Raw genomic sequence first — 24,905 nt, forward strand, 5'->3', positions numbered from 1 at the left:
TCGAATATGTTCATGAGTGACGCATCTTACCGTGACGCCATCTTTACGACACCCCTGGACCAGGTGGCGCAATTCTCCTTCGACGAACGGGTAGTCGCCTGCTTTCCGGACATGATTCGCCGCTCCGTGCCCGGCTACGGCCAGATTCTCGGCATGCTGGGCATCATCGCCGAGCGTCACCTGCCTCGCGGCGCTCACGTCTACGATCTCGGCTGCTCTCTGGGCGCCGTCGGCTTGGCCCTGGCGGGCCGTCTGCCGCCCCAGGCGTTTTCCCTGACCGGGGTGGATATCTCTCCGGGAATGATAGCCCGGGCCAAGGATACCCTCGCCAGGGAGTGCCCGGATCACGCTATCGAAATCGTCGAAGGCGATATTCGCCATCTGAATTACCGGACCTCCGGCATGGTGGTGCTCAATTTCACACTGCAATTCCTGCCCCCGGAAGATCGCGACGGCGTCTTGAGCAAACTTCACGCGGCGCTGGAGCCCGGCGGCGTGCTGGTAATGTCGGAAAAGATCCGGGCCGCGGACGAGCAGGAAAACGCCTGGCTGGTGGAGCGCTATCACGATTTCAAGCGCGCCAACGGCTACAGTGAACTGGAAATCAGCCAGAAGCGCACCGCCTTGGAAAACGTGCTGATCCCGGACACCCTGGATGCCCATCACGCCTGTATTGCTCAGGCGGGCTTTTCCCGCAGCACCACCTGGTTTCAATACCTGAATTTTGCCTCGATTATCGCCTTCAAGGATGAATAAGTGACCTCTCACCATCGTCCGCTTTATCATGCCTTCATCGATCAGGAGCTGGATACCTGGCTGGCAAGACTTCCGCAGCAGCTGGCCCAGGGGCTGGATCGCAAGCGCCACGGCGACCTTCCTGCTTGGGAGAAGGCGGTAGCCAAGCTTCCCGAATTGCCTCGAGAGCGCCGTGTCGACCTGGATCGGGACAGCATCACGGTAGAAGTGGCGCTCAATGATGCTAAGCGCCGTCAGTGCAAAAACCTGCTTGGAAAACTCGCGCCCTGGCGCAAGGGACCCTATACCCTGGGCGGCATACATATCGACACGGAATGGCGCTCGGACTGGAAGTGGGCGCGAATTGCCCCGCATCTTGCGCCGCTCACAGGGCGACGAGTACTGGATGTAGGCGGCGGCAGCGGCTATCACGGCTGGCGCATGACCGGCGCCGGCGCTGCTTTTACCCTGGTGATCGATCCCTCGCCACGCTTCTTCTATCAGTTTCAGGCAGTGCGCCATTTCATCGGCGACGCGGATCACGGACGTACCCAGTTCCTGCCGGTGGGCATCGAAGGCGTTCCGGACAATCTCGAATTCTTCGACACGGTGTTTTCCATGGGGGTGCTCTATCACCGCCCTTCTCCCTTGGAACATCTCTGGCAGTTGAAAGCCTGCCTGCGGCCCGGGGGGGAACTGGTACTGGAAACTCTGGTGGTGGAAGGCGACAAGACACGAGTGCTGCTACCCGGCCCGCGCTATGCGGCCATGCCAAACGTCTACTTCTTGCCGTCTTCTAGGGCGCTGATCGATTGGCTCGAGCGCTGTGGTTTCGAGAACCTGCGAGTGGTGGACGAAGCGAACACTACGGTGGACGAACAACGTTCAACGGATTGGATGACGTTTCAATCACTCAAGGATTTTCTCGATCCGCAGGACGCTTCGCTCACCCGGGAAGGCTACCCCGCGCCGCGCCGCGCGGTGCTGCTGGCCCGGAAACCTAAATGACGGCGGCTTTTTCGGGACTTTCATTCCAATCGGGATAGCAATGTCGGTACGCCGGAGGCTGGCGCCCCTCGAACATTCGGTCAAAAATTTCCAACGCTTCATCGGCGGACAGTGAGCCGCTCGTGACACCAGGCCACTGCTTCACTTCGTCTCGTATCACCAAGGAAGGCGCCCTACCCAGAAAACGTATCGGCACAGTAGCGTAGCCATGAGCCGCCAGCGCGCAGACTCGGTGCTGGCCGCGATTGATGACCACACGAAACTCATCCTCTCGGACCAGCAAGAAACCGGTCATATCACCGTCGATATCATCACTTCTGAGATAACCCTTCGTCTGGATACTCTGATAAAGGCGAATCAGGCGCCGAAGCTCCAGCGCTCCGCGAGCCTCGCTCAGAGGACCAATGAAAATCCACTCCAGATTCCTCTCTTGCTTCAGCCCATTGGCCCTTGCTTCTTCCCAGGTGGTCTGAAGTTTTCGGGCCTTGTACTTTTCTGCAGCGCTGCCTATCCAGGGTTCGACCATGCACAGAGGGGATTGGTTAGCCAATCGGCTGGCCTGAGGATCTTTCAGACCCAGGTATTCCGCGCCATTATTCGGCTGAACATTATCGTAATATTTTTTTAATTCCGATAACTGGTAATCCTCAATTCCGGATTGAGCATATTCTTTCAGCGCTCTGATGAAAGGATGACGACTTTCACCATTACAGGGATATGCCATCAACCCTAGGGCTCGACAGTGAGTCAAGGGGATATTCAGCAGAACCGGACTTTGCTTCGCGCGCTTCATCACGTCGATAGGGTGGCTCGACAATTCCCGCAGGTCCACCGGCGGCAGATCACGAGGAATCACATAGCCCCGTGATTCGACTTCGCTCTGAAAGTACTGCTTGACCCAGGAGGGAAGATAACGTGCGGTTTTCATAATGTTACGTCGGATCCGTTAAAGACTTCTGTGTCCCTTTGTATCCGCAGTTAAACATTACTTAACGAAAAAGTCGACTTACAAATTGTAACCTTAATGGCAGTTACCGTGTCTTGCTTGCCAAGGCTTCTCGTCGGATACGCCAGTCCTCCAAGGCCAGCCGAGCCCGGGCATGTTCGACCTGAGCCTTCAAGGCATCGGACGGCAAGGACGTATATTCCAGCGTCTTGGCCACTTGCGCCCAGCGATAATAGCGCGGATTTCGCAGATTGGTGGCCGCGCCTAGATCGCTGATCATCACTCCGGAGCCGCCGTCCTGCTGATTGAACGTCAGCGCCATTGAGACGAAACCGTCGCCATTCTGGGCTGCGGTATAAAGCTGATCTCCCATCCAGGGGGTGGAGACACCGGACAAGGAATGCGCCCACAGGGTGGGGAAAATATCCCGGTGACTCACCCAGTCATCGAGGCGCGGTGTCTCGTCGAAGCGATAGGCCGGCGGCACCCAGCTCAGAATCGGCACGCCGAACTGATCGAAGAGATCATGACTATCCGGATACTGGAGGATCGAGCGGGTGTTATGATCGCCGCTGGCAACAAACAGGGTATGATCCAGCAGGCCATCCCTTTCCAACTGGCTCAGAAAACCGCCCAGCATGTCGCTGGAATACTGATAAGTTTCCAGAATCGACTGGCCAAGTTCTCGCGAAGCGGCCAGCGTATCGCCCAGCCTGGCGATATCCAGCGGCGCGGGATCAAAGCTGTCGGGTATACGATAAGGCGGGTGGTTGGTCACCGACAGGGTCATCAGGAAGATCCTTTCCCCGCTGGCTTCCGCCTGCTCGAGAAGCTCCGCCCCGTAGCGATACATCCATTCGTCGTCGACTCCCCAGGTGCCACCGGTGGCCTCGGGAAAGCGCTCGATAATCGCGCCCTGGCCTATCACCTCGTCGAATCCCTGGCGCGGCAGATTGGCCCCCAGGTTGCGCCAACCCACGGAGCCGGCGGTGAGGAATATCGTGCGGTAGCCCGCCTGCTGGAATGGCTTCACCGCCGAGGTAGAAAACGAATGATAGCCATAGCGACTCTGGGTCAGCGGGCTGATCGGCGTATCCAGCAGCAGCCCTTCCAGACTCGGCAAGGTGCCGTTCTCACTGGAAATTGCCTTGGAGAAATAGTCCGCCTTCATTAACCAAGGGCGCAGACGACCGAGTAGATCGTTCGACTCCGGGTCATCGAAATCCAGCAGCGGCCGACCCCAGCTTTCCATCAGGCTGAAAACCACCTGGGGCGGCTTTTCTTCGAGCAGCTCTCGTCGCGGCGTAGTCTGGCGCAGATGCTCGAGCAGCGCGGTTTCGCTGTCCACTTTCCGCCAGCCGAAGGCATGAGCCGCGTCGATGGGCGAGGCGAAGCCGTAACGTTTGAGTCCCGCTTCGGGATCGTCGCCGATGTCGTTGGCCTCACGCTCCTTCCAAGCGAGATACAGCGCTTGAGGGCCGCTGGGTACCAGATCGTTGAGAAAGGCGTTGTCCGCTACCGCCATGTGCATTTCCCGCAGCGGAAAGGTGCCCAAGGAGCCGCGACCCAGACCGATCAACGCCACCAGCGACAGGGTGATCGCCAGCGCTGTCCGGGGCCAGCGCCAGGAGTTCGATCGGCGCAGCCGCGCCAGACGCATCAGCATCAGTTGGGCCGTGGTCATACCCGCCAGCACGATGAACAGGAGAACCACCGGATAATCGTTGATGATCGTAGCGATGACCGCCCGGGTGTCGTCCTCGAACAGACCGAAGACAAGGGCGTTGAGCGGCCCCTGATAGAAGCCGAAATAGAAATGATTGATCACCGCCAGCAGGTTGACCAGCAGCATGACAAGCCCTGCCCACACCGGCCACAGCCGGCGCCAGACTCGCATCAAGAGCGCGGGCAGCGGCAGCAGGCAGGTGCCAAGCAGCAGCCAGGGGCCCAAGGTGACCGCGAACAGCTTGGCATCGAAACGCAGCCCCATCCAGAATGCGGAAAGAAGGATCGGGGCGCCTGGATTCAGGTCCGCCGGGGCTTCTTGCCAGAACAGCAAGGCCCGCCATACTGTCAGGCTAAGAAGCCCCAGTAGTCCCAGCCACCACAACTGCCGGTTGACGTCACGCCACAGCGCCAAACGAGAATGTGCCACCATCGTGTCATGCACCTATCATGAAAAAAGACCGGCGCCACTATAACGATGAAGCGCATTTATGACGATGAAAATAATAAAAAAGCCTGGCGTCTTCTGCTCTCTCTAGAGCAAAGGACGCCAGGTATCAACTTCCAAGGAATAGCGCGTTACTGCATCAGCGCACCGCCGGCCTCTTCATCCAGCACGATGCCTTCAACACCATAGGTTTCTTCCAGCGCCAGCAAATAGTGCCGCAGCGCTCGACGCGTGGCCTGCTCGAACAAGGTATGACGCACTCGGTCGGCCACCTGCTCGAAAGGCAAAGGCGATGACTCCACCCGCTCTTCGATATCGACCAGATGCCAGCCATAGCGAGAGGCCAGGGGCCGATCGTGCAATCCCGACGGCAGATGCTCCAGAGCACGATCCAGTTCCGGCACGGTCTGTCCGGGGCTCAGCCAACCGAGCTCTCCGCCATCGTCCTTGGAAGGACAGGCGGAATGGCGCAGCGCAAACTCGACGAAACGCTCGGGATTCCGCGAAAGCTGTTCGAGCAGTTCGACGCCCTGATGATACTGGGCATCCCGAGCCTGGGCATCCTCCGGTGCCGCCGCCAGCAGAATATGGCGAACTCTGAAGGTTACCGGCGCGTAAAATCGTTGAGGGTTGGCTTCGAAGAAGCGCCGACAGGCGGTCTCGTCCGGCTCCGGCACCTCGAGCTCCCGATCCAGAAGATCGGTCATGGCTTCATCGTTTTCGACACCCCGAGCGTCGACGATGGGCGCCAGACCCAATTCTTGCGCCCGCTGACTCAGTAGCTCTCGCACCACAAGCGCTCGCGCCGCTTTGAGCTGGGCGTCCGCCACGCTATCCGCCGGGTGATACTGCATCTCCTGGGCGATGGCCTCCTCGGCGATCGTCACCTTACCGACCCGAACCGGGGGAGCGGCGCTCCCGCCGGGCAGGTTTTCGATATCGATCAGTTCCATTTATCTGTCCTCAAGCTCAACCGCGACGGCGGACAATTTGGTAACGCCGGCCAAGATAGCCGAGAGGAATACTCCAGACGTGCACCAGACGCGTAAACGGGAACAGCAGGATAATGGTCAGGCCGAGGAACACATGCAGCTTGTAGATCCAGGACACGTTGGCCATGTAATCCGCCGCGTTACCGCTGAAGAACACGATGGACTGAGCCCAGCCCGCCAGGGTCAGCATCATCTCGCCGTCCAGATGGCCTAGGGAGAAGAACACGGTAATGATACCCAGCGCCGCCTGAACCACCAGAATGCCGAGGATCAGGGTATCCATGAAGCTGGAGGATGCCTTGACCCGAGGGTTATACAGGCGCCGATAAAGCAGCATGCCGCCGCCGATGAGCACCATCACCCCGGCGATGCCGCCGATGACGATGGCGAGGATCTGCTTGGTACCCGCCGTCAGGAACGGCGCATAGACCCAATGGGGCGTCAACATGCCGAACAGGTGGCCGAAGAAGATCACCAGAATACCGATATGGAAGAGATTACTGGCCAGGCGCATGTGCTTCGTCGAGAGCATCTGACTGGAGCCGGTCTTCCAGGTGTATTGGCCGTGGTCGAAGCGCAGCAGGCTCCCTACCAGAAAGACCGTGCCGGCCAGGTACGGATAGTAGCCGTAGATCAGATGTTGTAGATATTCACCGAACATGATGTCTCTCCTCTTAGCGCTCTATCGCCGTGGGTACAGCGTCCGGCGCCGGCATGATGCGAACGGTCTGACTGGCGACTTCGTTTTTTCGCTCCGCACGGCGGCGCCCTTCCGCGGATTGCAGGGCGCAGTCCTCATCGGATTCCGCGGAAAAGCGCACCGCCTCCTCTTCCCAGACCGCGTCCAGGGCCTCGGCGGTGTGATCCGGTTTCTCTTCCTTGACCTTGGGTCGATGCACCTGGATATCCCCTTCCGCACCGATCAGAGCGAGTAGCGCCGTTGGCACCAGGGCATGATCCGCTTCCCGCTCTTCGAGACGCGCTGCCAGCAACGCCAAGATATGGCGAATATCCCCCAGCCAGCGGCCGATTTCCGCCTCATCCCGAGTGGAAAGGTATTCGAGGAACACCGGCAGATAATCCGGCAGCTCTCGGGCGTCCAGCATGAAGCCCGCCGCCTCGTATTCCGCGAGTAGATCCACCATGGCCTGGCCGCGATCCCGGGATTCCCCGTGCACGTGCTCGAACAGCAGCAGTGCAGTGGCCTTGCCGCGATCGAACAGGCCCACGTACTCTGCCTGCAGGTCCAGCAGGTCCGCCTGCTGGATACGTCCGCACCAGTCGCTCAGCGCCTGGCGCTGGAGCGCCGGCAGGCGACGCTCCGTATCGATGATCTCGACCATTTCCGGCGCGGCGTCCTGCAATTCCGCAGTGGGATAATCCAGTAGCCGGGCCAGTACCCGCAGACTCAATAGAGTGTGATTGGCTTGTCCGCTCATGGCTGTTGATTGGCTCATGACTGCACCTCCTTTTCTTTCTCTTGGCCGGGATCGAAGGTTTCCACCGGCTGGACCAGAGTGGTGGTCTGGCTACGACCGCCGAACAGGTTGGTGCGATTGCCGCCGTTGCAGCCGTCGCCGAAGCTGAAGCCGCAGCCGCCGCGCTCCGCGTAGGCGTCCCGAGGAATTTCTCGTTTACCGGTGGGAATCACGAAGCGGTCCTCGTAGTTGGCGATGGCCAGGTAACGATACATCTCCTCTACCTGAGCCTCCGTCAGACCGACTTCCTTGATCGCATCAAGGCTGCCCTCGCCTTCCACATGCTTGGCGCGCATGTAGAGGCGCATCGCCATCATGCGCTTGAGCGCCAGCACTACCGGTTTCTCGTCACCAGCGGTCAGCATGTTGGCGAGATAACGCACTGGAATACGCAGGGATTCGATCTTCGGCAGTATGCCGTCGAACTCCACGTGGCCTTCTTCCGCCGCGGACTGGATCGGCGACAGCGGTGGCACGTACCACACCATCGGCAGGGTGCGATATTCAGGATGCAGCGGCAGCGCCAGGCCCCAGTCGATGGCCATCTTGTAGACCGGCGACTGCTGGGCGGCCTGGATGACGTTGTCCTGTACGCCGTCCTTCCTTGCCTGGGCGACCACTTCCGGATCGTGCGGATCGAGGAAGATCTCGCACTGGCGATGATAGAGATCCCGTTCGTCTTCCGAAGAAGCCACTTCCTTGATGCGATCCGCGTCATAGAGCAGCACGCCGAGATAGCGGATACGTCCCACGCAAGTTTCAGAACACACCGTCGGTTGCCCCACCTCGATGCGCGGATAGCAGAAGATGCATTTCTCTGACTTGCCGCTCTTCCAGTTGTAGTAGATCTTCTTGTAGGGGCAGCCGGAGATGCACATGCGCCAGCCGCGACACTTGTCCTGGTCGATCAGCACGATGCCATCTTCTTCCCGCTTGTAGATCGCCCCGCTCGGACAACTGGCGACACAGGTCGGGTTAAGACAGTGCTCGCAAAGACGCGGCAGGTACATCATGAAGGTGTTCTCGAACTGACCGTAGATGTCCGCCTGGATCTTCTCGAAGTTGATATCCTTGCGCCGCTTGGCGAACTCGGTGCCGAGAATCTCTTCCCAGTTCGGGCCCCACTCGATCTTCTTCATGCGCTGACCGGAAATCAGCGAGCGCGGCCGGGCAATCGGCTGATGTTCGCTGACCTTGGCGGTATGCAGATGCTGGTAATCGAAGGTAAACGGCTCGTAGTAGTCGTCAATCTCCGGCAGGTCCGGGTTGGCGAAAATATTCGCCAGCACCCGCCACTTGCCGCCGATGCGCGGCTCGATGCCGCCGTCCTTGCGACGCAGCCAGCCGCCGCGCCATTTCTTCTGATTTTCCCATTCCTTGGGATAGCCGATCCCCGGCTTGGTCTCAACGTTGTTGAACCAGGCGTACTCTACCCCTTCCCGGCTGGTCCAGACCTGCTTGCATGTAATCGAGCAGGTATGACAGCCGATACACTTGTCCAGGTTGAGCACCATGCCGACTTGTGAACGAATCTTCATTTCACGGCCTCCTGTTCGTAGTCATTGCCCTCGCCGTCCAGCCAGTCGACCCGTTTCATCTTGCGCACGATGACGAATTCGTCGCGGTTGGAACCGACGGTGCCGTAGTAGTTGAAACTGTAGGCCAACTGGGCGTAGCCCCCGATCATGTGGGTCGGTTTGGGGCAGATCCGGGTGACCGAGTTGTGAATACCGCCCCGGGTGCCGGAAATCTCGGAGCCGGGAATGTTCACGATGCGTTCCTGAGCGTGATACATCATCGCCATGCCCACCTTGACCCGCTGGCTGACCACCGCTCGCGCGGCGACGGCGCCGTTGGCGTTGTAAAGCTCCATCCAGTCGTTGTCCTCGACGCCGATGGCCTTGGCGTCATCCTCGGAGATCCACACGATCGGACCACCTCGGGACAGGGTCTGCATGATCAAGTTGTCCGAATAGGTGGAATGGATACCCCACTTCTGGTGCGGCGTGATCCAGTTCAGCGCGATCTCCGGATTGCCGTTGCTCTTCGGTGCATGGACGCTGGCCACCGCCTTGGTGTCGATAGGCGGACGATAGACCAGCAGGCTCTCGCCGAAAGCGCGCATCCAGGGGTGATCCTGGTAAAGCTGCTGACGGCCGGTGACGGTACGCCAGGGAATCAGCTCGTGGACGTTGGTGTAACCGGCGTTGTAGGAAACGTGCTCGTCTTCCAAGCCGGACCAGGTCGGGCTGGAGATGATCTTGCGCGGCTGAGCCACCACGTCCCGGAAGCGGATCTTCTCGTCATCCTTGGGCAGCGCCAGGTGGGTGTGATCGCGCCCGGTGATCTTGGAGAGCGCCTCCCAGGCCTTCACCGCCACCTTGCCGTTGGTCTCGGGTGCCAGAGTCAGAATCATCTCCGCCGCATCGATGGCGGACTCGATCAGCGGCTGGCCCTTGGCCGGACCGTCCAGCTTGCGATGGTTGAGCCCGCGCAGCAGCTCGACCTCTTCCTCGGTCTTCCAGCTGATGCCCTTGCCGCCGTTGCCGAGACTTTCCAGCAGCGGCCCCACAGAGGTGAAGCGTTCGTAGGTGGCGGGATAGTCGCGCTTGACCTCGATCAGGCTCGGCATGGTCTTGCCCGGGATCGGGTCGCACTCGCCTTTTTTCCAGTCCAGCACGTTGACCTGAGCCAGCTCTCCGGGGGAGTCGTGCTGCATGGGCAGGGTCACCAGATCGGTTTCTTCACCCAGATGACCGACGCACACCCTGGAGAACGCCTTGGCGATGCCCTTGTAGATGTCCCAGTCGCTGCGGGATTCCCAGGCCGGATCGGTGGCGGCGGTCAGCGGGTGGATGAACGGATGCATGTCCGAGGTGTTGAGGTCGTCCTTCTCGTACCAGGTGGCCGTAGGCAGCACGATGTCGGAATACAGACAGGTGGTGGACATGCGGAAGTCCAGGGTCACCAGCAGATCGACCTTACCTTCCGCCGCCTCGTCCTGCCAATCCACTTCCTGGGGCTTGATGCCGTCCATGTCGCCCAGATTCTTGCCCTGGATGCCATGGTTGGCGCCGAGCAGGTACTTGAGCATGTAGTCGTGGCCCTTGCCGGAGCTGCCCAGCAGATTGGAGCGCCAGATGAACATGTTGCGCGGGAAGTTCTGCGGGTTATCCGGCTCTTCCGCGGCGAAACGCAGCTTGCCGCTCTTGAGCTGATCCACCACGTAGTCCGCGGTGGACTTGCTGCCGGCATCCTTGGCTGCCTTGGTCAGGCGCAGCGGGTTGATGCTGAGCTGCGGCGCTGAAGGCAGCCAGCCCATGCGTTCGGCGCGCACGTTGTAGTCGATCAGCGAGCCGGCATAATCCTCCGCCTTGGCCAACGGTGAGAGGATCTCCTTGACATCGAGCTTCTCGTAGCGCCATTGGCTGGAGTGATTGTAGAAGAAGGAAGTGCCGTTCATGTGCCGAGGCGGACGGCTCCAGTCCAGGCCGAAGGCCAGCGGAGTCCAGCCGGTCTGGGGGCGCAGCTTCTCCTGTCCCACGTAATGTGACCAGCCGCCGCCGGTCTGGCCCACACAGCCACACAGGATCAGCATGTTGATCAGACCCCGGTAGTTCATGTCCATGTGGTACCAGTGGTTCATGCCAGCACCGACGATGATCATGCTGCGACCGTGGGTCTTGTCCGCGTTGCTGGCGAACTCCCGAGCCAGGCGAATGACCTGCTTTGCCGGCACCCCGGTGATCTTCTCCTGCCAGGCCGGGGTATAGGGCTTGATCTGATCGTAGCTGGTAGCGCCGTCGTCTTCGCCTTCCTCGCCGGTCGTGGACAAGCCACGGTCGATACCGTAGTTGGCGCACATCAGGTCGAACACGGTGACCGCCAGCACCTCGCGACCATCCGCCAGGGTCACCCGCTTGGCGGGCAGGTTGTGCTGCAGGATTTCGTTGGCGTCGACGTGGTTGAAATGCTTGTGCTGGATGCCGCCGAAATAGGGAAAGCCCACCCGAGCAACTTCGTCATGGCGATCCATCAAAGACAAGGTCAGCTTGATTTCCTTGCCGTTCGCATCCTTGGATTCCAGGTTCCAGCGACCGGTATCGCCTTCTTTCTCGCCCCAGCGGAAGCCGATGGAACCTCGCGGCACCACCAGGCTGTCGCTGATCTCGTCCCAGGCGACGGTTTTCCATTCCGGGTTGTTGGCCTGGCCCATGCCGCCTTCGAAATCCGAGCTGCGCAGCTGGCGGCCCGGCACGAAGAGACCGTCTCCCCGACGCTCCAGCTCCACCAGGAACGGCATGTCCGTATAGCGGCGCACGTAGTCGGTGAAATAGACGCTGGGATTCTCCAGGTGAAATTCCTTGAGAATTACATGACCCATGGCGATGGCCAGGGCCGCGTCAGTGCCTTGCTTGGGAGAGAGCCACTCGTCGCAGAGCTTGGAGACTTCCGCATAGTCCGGGGTGATGGCGACGGTCTTGGTGCCCTTGTAACGCACCTCGGTGAAGAAGTGGGCGTCAGGGGAGCGAGTCTGGGGGACGTTGGAGCCCCAGGCGATCAGGTAGTTGCTGTTGTACCAGTCCGCGGATTCCGGCACGTCGGTCTGCTCGCCCCAGGTCTGAGGGCTGGACGGAGGCAGGTCGCAGTACCAGTCGTAGAAGGACAGGCAGACCCCGCCGATCAGCGACAGATAGCGTGCGCCGGAGGCGTAGGACACCATGGACATGGCGGGAATCGGCGAGAAGCCGATTACCCGGTCGGGGCCGTACTGCTTGGCGGTGTAGACGTTGGCGGCGGCGATCAACTCGTTCATGCCATCCCAGTCCGCCCGTACGAAACCGCCAAGACCGCGAATCTTCTTGTACTGCTGGGTCTTCTCGGGATCCTCGACGATGGAGGCCCAGGCATCCACCGGGTCCTTGTGCTCCTTGCGCGCTTCCTGCCACAGGCGCACCAGGGACTGGCGAATCAAGGGATACTTGAGCCGGTTGGCGCTGTACAGATACCAGGAATAGCTGGCGCCCCGCGGGCAGCCCCGGGGCTCGTGATTGGGCAGATCCGGCCGGGTGCGAGGATAGTCGGTCTGCTGGTTTTCCCAGGTGACCAGGCCGTTCTTGACGTAGATCTTCCAGCTGCAGGAGCCGGTACAGTTCACTCCGTGAGTGCTGCGCACGATCTTGTCGTGCTGCCAGCGGGCGCGATAGCCGTCTTCCCATTTGCGGGTTTCATCCCGGGTTTCGCCATGGCCATCGGCGAAATGCGCGGGCTTGGTGGCCAAGTACTTAAGCCGATCCAGAAAATAACTCATGGTCGATCTCCAGGCTCCTTGAAAGAATACGAGCGAACCCAGGGTTCGCCCGGCCCGCCTTCGATAGGGCGGGCCCTTGCGGCGGTGTTGAGACAATTCTGCTCGATTGGCAAGGGAATTTCGCCGTGGTTACCTCTACATACCCGGGGACTACCTCCAATGGGATATAAGAAAAGTCACCGAGAGATATGATATTGGCCGGTGCTCAAGACTGACCGCTGGCGTGATCCCAGAGCATTACTAGCATGCAGACCACCAGAGCGCCATAGAGAAACATGAAGCCGGCGCTACGAATGCCGATCCATTCATTGCCGAGCACGAACACCATGGGTAGCACGCCGGCGAACAGTCCACCCAAGGCCAGAGCCAAGCCGCCGACCCGGGCCATGTTGTCGCCGTGATCGCGATGGATCAGACGCATCAAACTGCCCTTACCCACTCCCATGGCTAGCCCCATCAGCACCAACAGCGAATCGAAGGCCCATAGCGGCGTGCTGACGCTGAAGGCTACCTCGCCGTGCACGCCCTGGATCTGGATCGAGAACGGTGGATAGGAAAGCAGGAACAGGCATATCAGCACCCAGGCGCTGACCCACCAGCGCAGCGCGCGAAAATCCCGCCAGTCCGCCAGCATTCCGCCGAGAATCTGCCCCAGTCCGCCAGCGAGGATGAACAATAGCGCCCAAAGCGCTGACTGCTGGAGCGTCAACTGATACTGGGCGGCGAGATAGCTTGGCAGCCATAGAGCGAGCGCCACGAAGGCGCCATAGAAAAAACTGTAATACAGGGCGAGCCGCCACAGCTGCCAGCCGGTTGGCGGCATCAGTCCCGCCAGCCATCGCCGCCAGCGCCGCCGAGAAGAGCTGGAACCGCTGTCGTCGGACGACGACGGCTTCGTTTCTTCCCCTGTCTCATCTTCTGCGAATAGCCACAGCAATAGCGCCACCAGCAGCACCAGCAGCAGATAGAGTCTGGGCGCCAGTCGCCAGCCGTAGGCTTGGCTTACCAGAGGCAGCAGCCAATAACTGAGCCCTGCCCCCAAGGTGCCGGCACCGTAGAGACCCAAGGCCAGGCCGATACGGCCCCGGGGGCCCCAGGCGGCGACGTAAACCAGCCCCGCCGCCAGTGATCCGGCGCCCAACCCAAGCCCGCCGCCGGCCAGCAGAAACTCGAGGTAGTGTTCCGCCACGCTGATCCACCACAGAAAGGGACAGATCAGCAGCAGGCAGCCAAGCATGACGCGGCGCCCCCCGATCCACCGTGCCAACCGCGCCTGGGGCAGGCTTGCGAGGGCGGCGGTCAGCATCGGGGTAGCCAGCAGCAGGGCGAAATCGAACTCGTCGAAGCCCAGGGTACGCTTGAGCTCCATGCCCAGCACCGCGAACAGGGTCCAGCAGGCGAAGACCAGGGCAAAGGCCAGCGGCGACAGCAGCACCACCACCAGCGGCTGATAGCCATTGGTCGACGTGCTCAGGTGGGCTTGCGGGGCCAGGCTCATGGGGTGACGAACTCGTGGGGTAACGCGATAAATTCTCACCACGTCCGCGCCGAGGGTCAAAAGGGCATCGGGAGTAATCCTTTGTAGGTACGCTTTGAGGGTTCGGCGATGACCGGGTAGAGTGATATGGATTTGCTTGTGAAAGACCGCCCCACTTGGTGATATCGAGAGGCTCTCGGTTCCAATGAAACTACTGCAACGCTCTCTGGTGGCACGCATCGTGGCGTCGCTGCTGGCGATCACCGCCATGGCAGTGATCAGCATCATCGTCACCATGAGCGTCGCCAACAGCAGTCGCGGCGATGCCGCCGCCATCAACATGGCGGGCTCGCTGCGCATGAACAGCTATCAGATCGTCGCCGCTCTGCTCGACTATCGAGCACAGCCGGATAGCGACCGACGCCAAGCAGCGGCGCGGCTCATCGAACGCTTCGGTGAACGCCTGCGCAGCCCGGCGCTGGCCGAGGCCATTCCCGGCGCCGGCGACCATCCTCTGAGGGATTCCTATCAGCGCCTGATGACGCACTGGGAGAACGCGCTTGGCCCGGCGCTCGCCAACGCGGCCGAGGGCACTGCCGCCGACGTTCGGCCGCTGCGTGCGGAGTTGGATGAACTGGTTGGCGATATCGACAGCATGGTGACGCTGCTGGAGCGAAACGCCGAAGCCAAGGTGCGTTTGATCAGTACGCTGCAGATCCTCTTTCTGTTGCTCACCGCGGTGGTGGTGGCCATCGCCTTGTACGATATCCGCCACAACCTGGTCATTCCCCTGCGCCAGCTTGTGGCCATGGCCAAGGAAGTGGCGCGCCACAACTTCCGCCCGCGCAGTCACCTGCGGGGTAACGATGAGTTGGCTCTACTCGGTCGTACCCTGGATACCATGGCCGGCGAACTGGGTTCCAGCTATGCGGCCTTGGAAGCGCGTGTGTCACTTAAGCAGCAGGAGCTTCAACGTAGCAACCAGGCCATGCAGATTCTGCATGACGGCAGTCGTTCCCTCTATGGCGGCGGCAACGACCTGTGCGCCAGCGCCGCCCCCATGCTGCGCCAGCTCGAGACCCTGCTCGACATCGGTCCCATCAAGCTTTCGCTCAACGATCCGATGGATCAGCAGCAGATGCCGATCCTATCAACCGATTCGGCCACGCGACCCGACTATTGCCGCGACTGGGGCTGTCATGCCTGTCTGATCGAACCTCGCTCTCTCGAGCTCGAGCCGGATGCGGAGCGGGAATGTCTGCTGCTGCCTATCAACATGGGTAACGAGTTGCTCGGTACCCTGGAAGTCTGGTACGCCAAGGATCTGGCCCTGAGCGACAGTACCCGACGGCTGCTCAACGCCTTGAGCGACCAGCTGGCTACCGCGGTCTATCTGCAGCGACGCATCGAGGAACAGCAACAGGTAACCCTGATGAATGAGCGCACCATCATCGCTCGCGAACTGCACGACTCTCTGGCTCAGTCGCTTTCCTATCTGAAGATGCAGGTCGCTCGACTCGAGCGCATGCAGCAGAAGAACGTCCCGCGGGAAACCCAGGCGGCGGTCTTCGGCGAATTGCGCACCGGCCTTGACAGCGCCTATCGCCAGCTCAGGGAACTGCTGACGACGTTCCGTCTGAAGCTCGAGGGACCGGGCCTCAAGTCCACCCTGCTGCAAACCACCGAGGAATTTGCCGAGCGCATGGGGGCGCCGGTGGAGTTCTTCTACGAACTGCCGCCGCATCTGCTCAGCCCCAATGAGGAAATCCACGTCCTGCAGATCGTTCGCGAAGCCCTGGCCAATACCCACAAGCACGCTCGCGCCCATTGGGCTGCGGTCTCGCTGCGTTTCACCGAGGCTCAGCTGGTGCTGCAGATCGAGGACGACGGTATCGGTATCGAAAACGTGACCTCGCCCCCCATGCATTACGGCCTGGTGATCATGCGCGACCGGGCCCAGACCCTGGGCGGCGAGATAACACTTGGCCATCGCGCCGCTGGGGGCACCTTGGTCACGCTGACCTTCACGCCCCAGACCGCGAGGCTGATCGCTCGCCAGCCGGCTCGGGAACCTACCGCCGTCGCCACCATGACCACCCACGGGAACAGAGAGCAAGCACCATGAATCATTCAGCCTCGGAGACCCCCGCCACCTTGATGATCATCGACGACCATCCGCTGCTGCGTCGCGGAGTCGCCCAGCTGCTGGAGCTCGAGGACGACCTGAAACTGCTGGCGGAGACCGGCGATCCCGAAGAGGGGCTGCGCCTGGCGGCGGAGCTGGATCCGGACATGATCCTCTTGGATCTCAATATGCCGGGCATGAATGGCATCGAGACCCTGAAGCGCTTGCGCGAGGCGGATTTCGCCGGACGCGTGGTGATGTTCACGGTCTCGGATCATGAAGAGGACGTGGTCGCCGCCCTGCGCGCCGGTGCCGATGGCTATCTGCTCAAGGACATGGACCCGGACGAGATGGTGCGCCAGATACGTCAGGCAGGCCTGGGACGCATGGTGATCAGCGAGAGTCTCACTGCCCTGCTCGCCGAGGCGCTGCGCAATCAGCGCAGCAAGCCCGCCGCCCCGGATGTGCACAGTCTGACCCAGCGAGAGCGGGAGATTCTGCGCGAGCTGGCCGGGGGGCTTTCCAACAAGCTGATCGCCCGCAAGCTCGACATCACCGAAGGCACCGTCAAGGTCCACGTCAAGCATCTGCTCAAGAAGCTCAATCTGCGCTCCCGAGTGGAGGCGGCGGTCTGGGCGGTGCAGGCGGGCATCGACGGTTGAAGGCTACGCTATCTAGCCATGGTTATCGTGGATACCTCTAAAAAGCATTGCTTCCGCGGAAGACGCGAAACCTGGTGAAGCATCGAGCAAAAAACGCTTTGCCAACAAGCAGATGAAATACATCTTAGTCTATCCCTAAAGTGGTATCTGTCTGCTTTTACAGTCTTTTTCGTCAGTTCCCCCGCTTGCGCATAGGGCGTATCTTTCGCCCCAAAGCCTTGCTCTTGATCTTGCTCAAGATACGACCCTTGTTCAAGACACGGCGGGGCATCTTTGCAAGCTCAGCGATAGGGGGAAACCATGACCGGAAAGAATCTGGAACTCGAGCGCGAAAGCGCTTCGAGCGGCGGCTTGAAGCGCGCCAATGCCGATATCGAGCACTGGGATGTCGAAGACGAAAGCTTCTGGCAGAGCCAAGGCAATAAGATCGCCACCCGCAATCTGTGGATCTCGATTCCCAGCCTGCTGATGGGTTTCGCGGTCTGGTTGATGTGGGGCATGATCACTACCCAGATGCGCAACCTGGGCTTCGACTTCACGGTGGATCAGCTTTTCACCCTGACCGCCATCGCTGGTCTCGCCGGTGCCACCCTGCGCATTCCCGCCTCCTTCATGATCCGCATCGCTGGCGGACGCAACACCATCTTCCTGACGACCGCCCTGCTGATGATACCGGCGCTGGGCACCGGCATCGCGCTGATGAACCCCGAAACACCGTTATGGATCTTTCAGGCCCTGGCGCTGCTCTCCGGCATCGGCGGCGGCAACTTCGCCTGCTCCATGAGCAACATCTCGACCTTCTATCCCAAGAAGCAGCAGGGCTACGCCCTGGGCATGAACGCGGGGCTGGGCAACTTCGGCGTCACCACCATGCAGATTCTGATTCCGCTGGTGATGACCGTGGGCCTGTTCGGCGCCCTGGCAGGTGATCCCATGGAACTGACCCGGGCCAGCGGTACCCTGATCGGACGTATCGAAGCCGGCACCGACACCTGGATCCAGAACGCCGGCTTCATCTGGCTGGTATTCCTGATTCCGCTGGCCTTCGCCGGCTGGTTCGGCATGAACAACCTGCGTACCGTCACGCCGCATCCCGGCACGCCGGCCGCCGCCTTCGGCAAGATCCTGGGGCTGTACGCGCTGGGGGTTGTCGCCACGGTGGTCGGCATGGTCGCCCTGGAGTGGATCAACATGTGGCTGGCGCTGCCTATCACCATCTTGCTGACCCTGGGGCTGCTGCTGTTGCTGCCGGGCACCATCAAGACCAACATCAAGACCCAGTACGCCATCTTCCGTGACAAGCACACCTGGGCGATGACCGCCATCTACACCGCCACCTTCGGCTCCTTCATCGGCTTCTCCGCGGCCCTGCCCCTGTCCATCACCGTCATCTTCGGCAACATGATGGAAGTCGCCGCAGACGGCAGCATGACCCGAGTGGTCAACCCGGATGCCCCGAGCGCCCTGACCTGGGCCTGGATGGGGCCCTTTGTCGGCGCCCTGATTCGCCCGGTGGGCGGCTGGATTTCCGACAAGCTCGGCGGCGCCATCGTCACCCAGGTCATCTCGGTAATCATGGTGGCCGCCTCCGCGGCGGTGGGCTATGTGATGATGCTGGCCTACAACGCCACGGATCCGAACCAGTACTTCTGGATGTTCCTGTTGCTGTTCATCGTGCTGTTCGCCGCCAGCGGCATCGGCAACGGCTCCACCTTCCGCAGTATCGGCGTGATCTTCGACGTGCAGCAGAAGGGCCCGGTGCTGGGCTGGACCTCCGCCGTAGCCGCCTACGGCGCCTTCATCGCGCCCCGGGTGATGGGCGAGCAGATCAAGGCCGGCACCCCTGAAATGGCCATGTACGGCTTCGCCGTCTTCTACGCGGTGTGCCTGGTCATCAACTGGTGGTTCTATCTGCGCAAGGATGCCTACGTGAAGAATCCCTGATAGATGCCGCGTGACTTTTACCTTTGTTCTGGGCCCCCTGACGGGGCCCAAGTTTTTACAGTGAGCATCCAGTGAAAAAGCGCTACCTCCAAAGTGATAGCATCGAATTCATAAGAGGCAGGCGCCCGAATTACTTGACGTATATCAATATTCCTATGTCGGAGCATGAGAATCTGACAACGTCTTAGCCACTCCCAGTGAGGAGACCACCCATGAACCACCTCGAAGGGGTAACCCGGCCGCAACAGTACCGGGCCCTGTCTCTCAGTACCCTGGCGTTCACCACCTGCTTTGCGGTGTGGACGATCTTTTCCATCATCGGCGTACAGATCAAGCAGGATCTCGGCCTCAACGAAACCCAGTTCGGCATTCTGGTGGCCACGCCGATACTTACTGGCTCCATCAGCCGCATCTTCCTGGGGATCTGGACCGAGCAGCTCGGCGGTCGTCGGGTCTTCAGCGTGCTGATGCTGGTCACCGCCCTGTGCGTCTTCCTGCTTTCCTACGTCGAGTCCTACCTGATGTTTTTGGTGGCCGCCCTGGGCGTGGGCCTGGCCGGGGGTTCCTTCATCGTCGGTATCGCCTACACCTCCTACTGGTTCGAGAAGGAAAAACAGGGTACCGCCTTGGGCATCTTCGGCGCCGGCAACGCGGGAGCCGCGATCACCAATTTCGCCGCGCCCTTTCTGCTGCTGGCGGTAGGCTGGGAACAGACCGCGGTGGTCTATGCCATCGTGCTGACGATCATCGCGGTGATCTTCTGGGTCTTTACCAAGGAGGATCCGCTGACCCGCTCGCGGCGTGGTCAGGGTGGCAAGGCCACTTCTGCCCTGGCGCAGTTGCAGCCTCTCAAGCATGTCCAGGTATGGCGTTTCTCTCTCTACTACTTTTTCGTCTTCGGCGCCTTTGTCGCCCTGGCCTCCTACCTGCCCCGCTACTATGTAGGCGCCTACGAAGTAAGCATCGCCGTGGCTGGCACCCTGGCGGCGCTCTACACTCTCCCCGGCAGCGTATTTCGCGCCCTGGGCGGCTGGATGTCGGATCGCTACGGCGCCCGTGCGATCATGTACCTGACCTTCATCGCTTCGCTGATCTGCCTGTTTCTGCTGGCCTATCCCGAGACCAGTTACGTGGTGCAGGGCAAGGAAGGCGAGATCACCTTCACGCTGGCCATGCCGCTGTGGGGGGTGGTGGTGCTCACCGTGCTGCTGGGTTTCTTCATGTCCTTGGGCAAGGCGGCGGTGTACAAGCACATTCCGGTCTACTATCCCCAGAACGTGGGCTCCGTCGGCGGTCTGGTGGGCATGATCGGCGGCCTGGGGGGGTTCTTCCTGCCGATCCTGTTCGGTGCGGTGCTCGATCTCACCGGGGTCTGGACCAGTTCCTACATGGTGCTGTTCGTGCTGGTGGCGGTGTCGCTGATCTGGATGCACGGGGCGATCCGTCGCATGGAGCGTCAGCGGGTGCCGGAACTCAGCGAGGAGCGCTTCCGCTATCTGCCGGAGATCCAGGAGCCGGCAGCGAGTCACGCCAGGCAGCAGCAGGAGTTACGTCCCAAGCAGACTTGAAAAGGAAGGAAACGTCAGAACGACGCCGCCCTCGGGCGGCGTCATCATTTCACGGTAGGCTCTCAGTCCTCAGTGACATCCTCGATCCAGGTCATGGCGGCGACGGCGGCGGGAAAGCCCAGGGTTGGAATCGACAGCATCGCCACCTGCTTGAGTTCCTCGGCGCTGATGGACTCCCGACGAGCACGGCGCGCATGAGAATGCACCGCTCCTTCGGAACGTGCCCCCACCGCCAAGGCCAGCTTGACCAGGCGACGAGTCCGCTCGTCCAGAGGGCCGGCATTGGCACAGGCTTCGCCCAGCTGCGCGTAGGCCTGCCAGATGTCGGGATACTGCTCGGCCACTTCGCCGGCACCGGAAGGCAGTTGTTCGTGACTCATATGACATTTCCTTCTCTGCTGTGTATGAAAGCGTGTCTACCCGACTATACCCCAGCTTAAGCCAGCCAGGACCAGGGAGCATGACGCACCGCCGCACCAATGATATAGACGAAGATGACGATGGCGACAATCGCCGCCAGACCGCGGGTCCTGGGCGTCTTGCCGCGCTTGATGGCAATGGTGCCCACCAGGATATAAAGCAGCAACCCCAGCAGCTTGGCGGCGAGCCAGGGCGCTCGCCAGGGCCAGGCCTGCAGCAGCACCATCAGCCACACCCCAAGCCCCAGCAGCGCGGTGTCGATGACATGCGGGGCCACCCTGACCCAGGGACGCTGCAGCTGCGGCGATTCCCGCACGCTCCACCAGGCGCGTACCGTGAAGAATGTGATGCTCAGCAGCGCGGCGATAACGTGCAAATGCTTGACGAGAATATAACTCATGAACTTTACCTTGAATCAGGTCAGGGCCTGGCGCGGAAATACGTAATAGGATGCTCGCTCAATCATCGCCATCTGCTGCGCGGGATCAACCCGTCATCGAAAAAAAGGAAAGCGTATTATGGAGTTTGCTCTGGCCCGGGTCATTCACGTGCTCGCCGTCGTGCTATGGATCGGCGGCGTGGCCATGGTCACCACCGTACTGCTGCCGGCGGTCAAACGCCTGAAAGTCCCCGAGGAACGGGTGGAATTCTTCGAAAAACTCGAGGCGCGCTTCGCCTGGCAGTCGCGCATTACCACGCTGCTTGCCGGCCTGAGCGGTTTCTACATGCTGCACGTCATCGGCTGGGAGCGCCTGATCCTGCCCGGCTACTGGTGGCTGCACGCGATGATCGGCGTCTGGCTGCTCTTTACCCTGATGCTGTTCGTGTTCGAACCGCTGTTTCTGCACCGCTGGTTTCACCAGCGCGCGATCAAAGCCCCGGAAGCCACCTTCCGACTGATCCAGACGATGCACTGGATCCTGCTCGGCATCAGCCTGATCACCATTGCCGGCGCCGTGGCAGGTAGCCATGGATGGCTGTGGTGGTAGGGTTGAAAAACGATGCCCCAATCAACGGCTTCACTCAGTGAACAAATCAGCATGGGTCCCGGTTCTAGCCAGTTGTGACTCATTACCTTCGATGCGATAGATCAGTAACCAGTCAGGCTCGATATGGGCATCCCGATAGCTTTTCCAATTTCCTCGCAAGGGATGATCAAGATAAGTCTCCGGCAAAGGCTTTTGCTCGATCAGCAACCCAAGCAATCGGCGTAACTTGGTCATGTCCTTGTTGCGCTTTTTAACGCGCTTCACGTCACGCTTGAATTGGCTGGAGCGAACCGGCACCAGCATCAGATATTTAGATCCTTGAACAGGGTCTCGGCATCATCGAAACGCTTTCCCTTGCCACTCTCCAACTCTTCCATCGCCTTGGCCGTGGTGGCGCTTGGCACCTGCACGGTAAAAGGCAGGCGTTTTTCCTCGGCGATTCTCAGCATCAACAATCGAATGGCATCGGAGACGGACAGCCCCATGGCGTCAAGCGCCTCGGTGGCCTTGGCTTTCGTCTCACTGTCGATGCGGGCTCTGACAACGGTATCGGTACTCATGGGCGGCTCCTTTATTGTGTAGCTTTATTGTAGCTACACTTTAGTCTTTCCGCCAAAGCCCCTCGTTCAATAATCCTCAGCCATCCTTGCCATCCACCCGAGCGGTGAGTAAAGGTTTGGTATAGAGCATCACGAATACCGCGTAGGCAAGACACCAGAGCAGGATGCTCAGACTCAGCATCCAGTGAGTGACCTGGGGCAACAGGGCGGGAATCAGCGCGCGAGACACGGCGGCGGCCAGCATCAGACCGAGCGCCAGGCCGATGCCGGGCAGGGTTTCGATAGGCCGGCCGGTATGGCCGAGAGACACCCGTGAAATCATCGCAAGAATCATGGTGCCCATGCCGCCGACGGTCAGTGCATGAATCCCCAGGCTGGCGGGCAATAGCCCCAGGGCCGCGAAGCCGAACAGGATAAAGCCTAGTGCCACGAAGCCATAGCTGCCATGCAAGCCCCAAAGCAACGGCTCCCCCCAGGTACGCCACCCTTCCCAGCGCGCCAGGCGCCAGAAATTGGCAACTCCTGCCGTCAGGGCGACGACGGCAACGACGACGCCTGGCAAGGCGAGCCCCACCACCGCCAGCAGCTCAATCCCTATCAGCGCCGCCACGGAGCTGATCGCCAGTCTTTCCAGCGCCGGAAGCGGCGCGGGTTTCTGCCGTTTCAGGCGCAGCGAGGTAAAGAAAGGAATGACCCGACCACCGAGAATGACCATCAGCATGCCGAACAGGAGTACCGCCAGATAGGCCCCCTGGCGTACCAGTTCGCCATCCGCCCGATTGAGCCCCCAATGCATCAGCGCGTTGGCGATGACCAGCAGACTCAGTACCGGCAGAAAGATCAGATTGCGCCACTGCTTGACGCGAATCACCAGTCGCGCCATGACCAGCGCCACCAAAGGCAGGAAGGCCAGATCCACCAAGGCGATAAGCCAGGGCGCCGGGCTGCCCAGAGCGTCGGGAAATGCCAGCAGCAGGCGCCCGACCAGCCATACCGCGACCAGACCCAGCAGCGGCCAGCCCTTGATGCTGGGCTGACCGGTCCAGTTCTGCACCGCGGTGAGCAGAAAACCGCTGACTATGGCGGCGACGAAGCCGAACAGCATCTCGTGCTGATGCCACCACAGCATGCCGCCCACCGGCTCGATCAGCAGCGTTCCGTGCCAGAAACCGCCCCAGGCCAGCATGGCCAGCAGACTAAACAGGACGCCGAACAGAAACAGCGGTCGAAACGCCAGCCGCCATAGCGGCATGACCTGGGTAAGACGAATTGACAAGGACAAGCTGCGCTCCGTGGCCATGGCGACGAATCCTCAAATAACGGCGGCTCAGGCCGCGCTCAGGGGCTGCGACGGCCCGAAGTGTTCGTAATGACGGTGCTCTTGGGGAACGTTCAATGCCGCCAAGGCGTCGTTTACCGCGGTCATGAAGCCCTGGGGCCCGACGAAATAGCACTGCGCCTGCTCTTCCGGCAGGTATCGCGCCAGCAGCTCGCGGTCGATCCACCCGATATGCACCTCGGTTGCATCTTCCATGCCGCGCTCGTAGAGGGTGACGCTGGTCAGCTGCCGGGGATAGCGCTGTTCGAGCGCCTGCAGCTCGTCGCCGAAGGCATGCTGATCCTGTTCCTGGGCAGCGTGCAGATAGACCACCTGACGACCTTGTTCCAGGGCATGCTGGGCCAGAGGCAGCATGGGGGTCTGGCCGACGCCGCCGCTGATCAGCATCACCGGGGCGTCGCTTTCATCGAGTACGAGTTCCCCGGCGGGAGGCAGCAGGTTCAGGGTATCGCCGACCCGCAGGGTATCGTGCAGGTGGCGGCTCGCCTTGCCCTGCAGCTCGCGCTTGATGGATAAGCGATACGTCTTCCCATTGGGGAAACCGGACAGGCTGTAATGACGATAGGTGGACTCGCCATCGATCACCAGGTGTACACCGATGAACTGCCCCGGTTCGAAATCCGCCACCGTGCCGCCGTCTTCCGGGGCCAGCACGAAGGAGGTGATGACCGAGCTTTCCGGGGTCTTCTCTACGATGCGGAAAGCGCGTTCGCCCTGCCAGCCGCCGGGGCGCTTGGCGAACTCGTGATATCGCTTGGCTTCCAGTTCGGTCAGAAGCCCCGCTAGCTCTTCATAGAGCGCGCCCCAAGCATCGGCGATCTCCGGGGTCACCGCATCGCCCAGGACTTCCGCCACCGCCGCCAAAAGGCACTCGCCGACGATGGGATACTGATCCGGGCGAATATTCAGCGACACATGCTTTTCCACCACCGTGGCCAGGGTCGCCTTGACCTTCTCCGGCTCCTTGCGCAGCTGCACGTAGGCCAGTACTGCGCCGGCCAACACACGAGGCTGGCCGCCATCCGCCTGATGCGCCTGATTGAACAACGGCTTGATTTCCGGATAGCGCTCGAACATCAAGGGATAGAAGCGCTGAGTGATGGTATCCAGATGTTCCGCCACCAGCGGCGCGGTGGCTTCGATCAGTTGCTCTTGCTTGGCTGTCAGCATGGGAATTC

Annotated in this window: 21 protein-coding genes; 7 read left to right on the top strand and 14 right to left on the bottom strand. The window is 60.8% G+C overall.

Annotation, left to right across the window (positions count from 1 at the left end; translation table 11 throughout):
• Positions 1–12: 12 nt before the first annotated feature.
• Positions 13–756: a carboxy-S-adenosyl-L-methionine synthase CmoA gene (gene cmoA / locus FGL86_RS16520; protein WP_147185790.1), complete on the top strand. Its 744-nt coding sequence runs from the start codon at positions 13–15 to the stop codon at positions 754–756.
• Positions 757–1,743, top strand: coding sequence for a tRNA 5-methoxyuridine(34)/uridine 5-oxyacetic acid(34) synthase CmoB (gene cmoB, locus FGL86_RS16525; RefSeq protein ID WP_147185791.1), 987 nt, complete (start codon positions 757–759; stop codon positions 1,741–1,743).
• Here cmoB and FGL86_RS16530 read toward each other — a convergent pair.
• The 8 genes from FGL86_RS16530 to FGL86_RS16565 all read right to left on the bottom strand — a co-directional run bounded on the left by FGL86_RS16530 (position 1,736) and on the right by FGL86_RS16565 (position 14,141).
• Entirely contained in the window at positions 1,736–2,671 is a 936-nt protein-coding gene (locus FGL86_RS16530; protein ID WP_147185792.1) for a hypothetical protein, read from the bottom strand. The genes cmoB and FGL86_RS16530 overlap by 8 nt on opposite strands.
• Positions 2,672–2,774: 103 nt before the next feature.
• Complete coding sequence (locus FGL86_RS16535; protein WP_147185793.1) at positions 2,775–4,847, bottom strand: LTA synthase family protein; 2,073 nt, start codon at positions 4,845–4,847, stop codon at positions 2,775–2,777.
• Between the two features lie 146 nt (positions 4,848–4,993).
• Positions 4,994–5,815, bottom strand: coding sequence for a peptidylprolyl isomerase (locus tag FGL86_RS16540; RefSeq protein ID WP_147185794.1), 822 nt, complete (start codon positions 5,813–5,815; stop codon positions 4,994–4,996).
• Between the two features lie 16 nt (positions 5,816–5,831).
• Positions 5,832–6,515: a respiratory nitrate reductase subunit gamma gene (narI, locus tag FGL86_RS16545; protein WP_147185795.1), complete on the bottom strand. Its 684-nt coding sequence runs from the start codon at positions 6,513–6,515 to the stop codon at positions 5,832–5,834.
• Between the two features lie 13 nt (positions 6,516–6,528).
• A complete protein-coding gene (gene narJ, locus FGL86_RS16550) occupies positions 6,529–7,311 on the bottom strand; it encodes a nitrate reductase molybdenum cofactor assembly chaperone (RefSeq protein WP_147185796.1) in 783 nt (260 codons plus the stop codon).
• A complete protein-coding gene (gene narH, locus FGL86_RS16555) occupies positions 7,308–8,870 on the bottom strand; it encodes a nitrate reductase subunit beta (protein WP_147185797.1) in 1,563 nt (520 codons plus the stop codon). The genes narJ and narH overlap by 4 nt, the downstream gene beginning before the upstream one ends.
• Complete coding sequence (locus FGL86_RS16560; RefSeq protein WP_147185798.1) at positions 8,867–12,643, bottom strand: nitrate reductase subunit alpha; 3,777 nt, start codon at positions 12,641–12,643, stop codon at positions 8,867–8,869. The genes narH and FGL86_RS16560 overlap by 4 nt, the downstream gene beginning before the upstream one ends.
• A gap of 205 nt (positions 12,644–12,848) precedes the next feature.
• Positions 12,849–14,141: an MFS transporter gene (locus FGL86_RS16565; RefSeq protein WP_186764429.1), complete on the bottom strand. Its 1,293-nt coding sequence runs from the start codon at positions 14,139–14,141 to the stop codon at positions 12,849–12,851.
• A gap of 184 nt (positions 14,142–14,325) precedes the next feature.
• Between FGL86_RS16565 and FGL86_RS16570 the strand changes: the two genes are divergently transcribed.
• The 4 genes from FGL86_RS16570 to FGL86_RS16585 all read left to right on the top strand — a co-directional run bounded on the left by FGL86_RS16570 (position 14,326) and on the right by FGL86_RS16585 (position 20,419).
• Positions 14,326–16,245: a type IV pili methyl-accepting chemotaxis transducer N-terminal domain-containing protein gene (locus tag FGL86_RS16570; protein WP_147185800.1), complete on the top strand. Its 1,920-nt coding sequence runs from the start codon at positions 14,326–14,328 to the stop codon at positions 16,243–16,245.
• A complete protein-coding gene (gene narL / locus FGL86_RS16575) occupies positions 16,242–16,907 on the top strand; it encodes a two-component system response regulator NarL (protein WP_147185801.1) in 666 nt (221 codons plus the stop codon). The genes FGL86_RS16570 and narL overlap by 4 nt, the downstream gene beginning before the upstream one ends.
• Before the next feature lie 351 nt (positions 16,908–17,258).
• A complete protein-coding gene (locus FGL86_RS16580; protein WP_147186258.1) occupies positions 17,259–18,851 on the top strand; it encodes an MFS transporter in 1,593 nt (530 codons plus the stop codon).
• 212 nt (positions 18,852–19,063) lie between these two features.
• Entirely contained in the window at positions 19,064–20,419 is a 1,356-nt protein-coding gene (locus tag FGL86_RS16585; RefSeq protein ID WP_147185802.1) for an MFS transporter, read from the top strand.
• A 62-nt stretch (positions 20,420–20,481) separates the two neighbouring features.
• Here FGL86_RS16585 and FGL86_RS16590 read toward each other — a convergent pair whose 3' ends face one another.
• Entirely contained in the window at positions 20,482–20,799 is a 318-nt protein-coding gene (locus FGL86_RS16590) for a carboxymuconolactone decarboxylase family protein (protein ID WP_147185803.1), read from the bottom strand.
• A 56-nt stretch (positions 20,800–20,855) separates the two neighbouring features.
• Entirely contained in the window at positions 20,856–21,239 is a 384-nt protein-coding gene (locus FGL86_RS16595) for a SirB2 family protein (RefSeq protein ID WP_147185804.1), read from the bottom strand.
• A gap of 118 nt (positions 21,240–21,357) precedes the next feature.
• Here FGL86_RS16595 and FGL86_RS16600 point away from each other — a divergent pair, with 118 nt between their 5' ends.
• A complete protein-coding gene (locus tag FGL86_RS16600) occupies positions 21,358–21,828 on the top strand; it encodes a hypothetical protein (RefSeq protein WP_147185805.1) in 471 nt (156 codons plus the stop codon).
• 30 nt (positions 21,829–21,858) lie between these two features.
• Here the strand turns inward: FGL86_RS16600 and FGL86_RS16605 are convergent, their stop codons facing one another.
• From FGL86_RS16605 to hmpA, 4 genes are all read right to left on the bottom strand, one after another.
• Positions 21,859–22,131, bottom strand: coding sequence for a type II toxin-antitoxin system YafQ family toxin (locus tag FGL86_RS16605; RefSeq protein WP_147185806.1), 273 nt, complete (start codon positions 22,129–22,131; stop codon positions 21,859–21,861).
• Positions 22,131–22,388 carry a type II toxin-antitoxin system RelB/DinJ family antitoxin gene (locus FGL86_RS16610; RefSeq protein WP_147185807.1) on the bottom strand — a complete coding sequence of 86 codons (258 nt, stop codon included), beginning with the start codon at positions 22,386–22,388 and terminating at the stop codon, positions 22,131–22,133. Before FGL86_RS16610 ends, FGL86_RS16605 begins: the two co-directional genes overlap by 1 nt.
• Before the next feature lie 76 nt (positions 22,389–22,464).
• Positions 22,465–23,670: an NnrS family protein gene (locus FGL86_RS16615; RefSeq protein ID WP_342780054.1), complete on the bottom strand. Its 1,206-nt coding sequence runs from the start codon at positions 23,668–23,670 to the stop codon at positions 22,465–22,467.
• Positions 23,671–23,715: 45 nt separating this feature from the next.
• Positions 23,716–24,897 (bottom strand): NO-inducible flavohemoprotein, encoded by a 1,182-nt coding sequence (gene hmpA, locus FGL86_RS16620; protein ID WP_147185809.1) that lies wholly within the window; start codon positions 24,895–24,897, stop codon positions 23,716–23,718.
• Between the last annotated feature and the right edge of the window lie 8 nt (positions 24,898–24,905).

This window comes from Pistricoccus aurantiacus (assembly GCF_007954585.1).
Lineage (GTDB): Bacteria > Pseudomonadota > Gammaproteobacteria > Pseudomonadales > Halomonadaceae > Pistricoccus > Pistricoccus aurantiacus.

Coding starts and splice junctions, on each gene's coding strand:
- cmoA (WP_147185790.1), top strand. CDS start 13: ATGAGTGACGCATCTTACCGTGACGCCATCTTTACGACACCCCTGGAC.
- FGL86_RS16530 (WP_147185792.1), bottom strand. CDS start 2,671: ATGAAAACCGCACGTTATCTTCCCTCCTGGGTCAAGCAGTACTTTCAG.
- FGL86_RS16535 (WP_147185793.1), bottom strand. CDS start 4,847: ATGGTGGCACATTCTCGTTTGGCGCTGTGGCGTGACGTCAACCGGCAG.
- FGL86_RS16540 (WP_147185794.1), bottom strand. CDS start 5,815: ATGGAACTGATCGATATCGAAAACCTGCCCGGCGGGAGCGCCGCTCCC.
- narI (WP_147185795.1), bottom strand. CDS start 6,515: ATGTTCGGTGAATATCTACAACATCTGATCTACGGCTACTATCCGTAC.
- narJ (WP_147185796.1), bottom strand. CDS start 7,311: ATGAGCCAATCAACAGCCATGAGCGGACAAGCCAATCACACTCTATTG.
- narH (WP_147185797.1), bottom strand. CDS start 8,870: ATGAAGATTCGTTCACAAGTCGGCATGGTGCTCAACCTGGACAAGTGT.
- FGL86_RS16560 (WP_147185798.1), bottom strand. CDS start 12,643: ATGAGTTATTTTCTGGATCGGCTTAAGTACTTGGCCACCAAGCCCGCG.
- FGL86_RS16565 (WP_186764429.1), bottom strand. CDS start 14,141: ATGAGCCTGGCCCCGCAAGCCCACCTGAGCACGTCGACCAATGGCTAT.
- FGL86_RS16570 (WP_147185800.1), top strand. CDS start 14,326: ATGAAACTACTGCAACGCTCTCTGGTGGCACGCATCGTGGCGTCGCTG.
- narL (WP_147185801.1), top strand. CDS start 16,242: ATGAATCATTCAGCCTCGGAGACCCCCGCCACCTTGATGATCATCGAC.
- FGL86_RS16585 (WP_147185802.1), top strand. CDS start 19,064: ATGAACCACCTCGAAGGGGTAACCCGGCCGCAACAGTACCGGGCCCTG.
- FGL86_RS16590 (WP_147185803.1), bottom strand. CDS start 20,799: ATGAGTCACGAACAACTGCCTTCCGGTGCCGGCGAAGTGGCCGAGCAG.
- FGL86_RS16595 (WP_147185804.1), bottom strand. CDS start 21,239: ATGAGTTATATTCTCGTCAAGCATTTGCACGTTATCGCCGCGCTGCTG.
- FGL86_RS16600 (WP_147185805.1), top strand. CDS start 21,358: ATGGAGTTTGCTCTGGCCCGGGTCATTCACGTGCTCGCCGTCGTGCTA.
- FGL86_RS16605 (WP_147185806.1), bottom strand. CDS start 22,131: ATGCTGGTGCCGGTTCGCTCCAGCCAATTCAAGCGTGACGTGAAGCGC.
- FGL86_RS16610 (WP_147185807.1), bottom strand. CDS start 22,388: ATGAGTACCGATACCGTTGTCAGAGCCCGCATCGACAGTGAGACGAAA.
- hmpA (WP_147185809.1), bottom strand. CDS start 24,897: ATGCTGACAGCCAAGCAAGAGCAACTGATCGAAGCCACCGCGCCGCTG.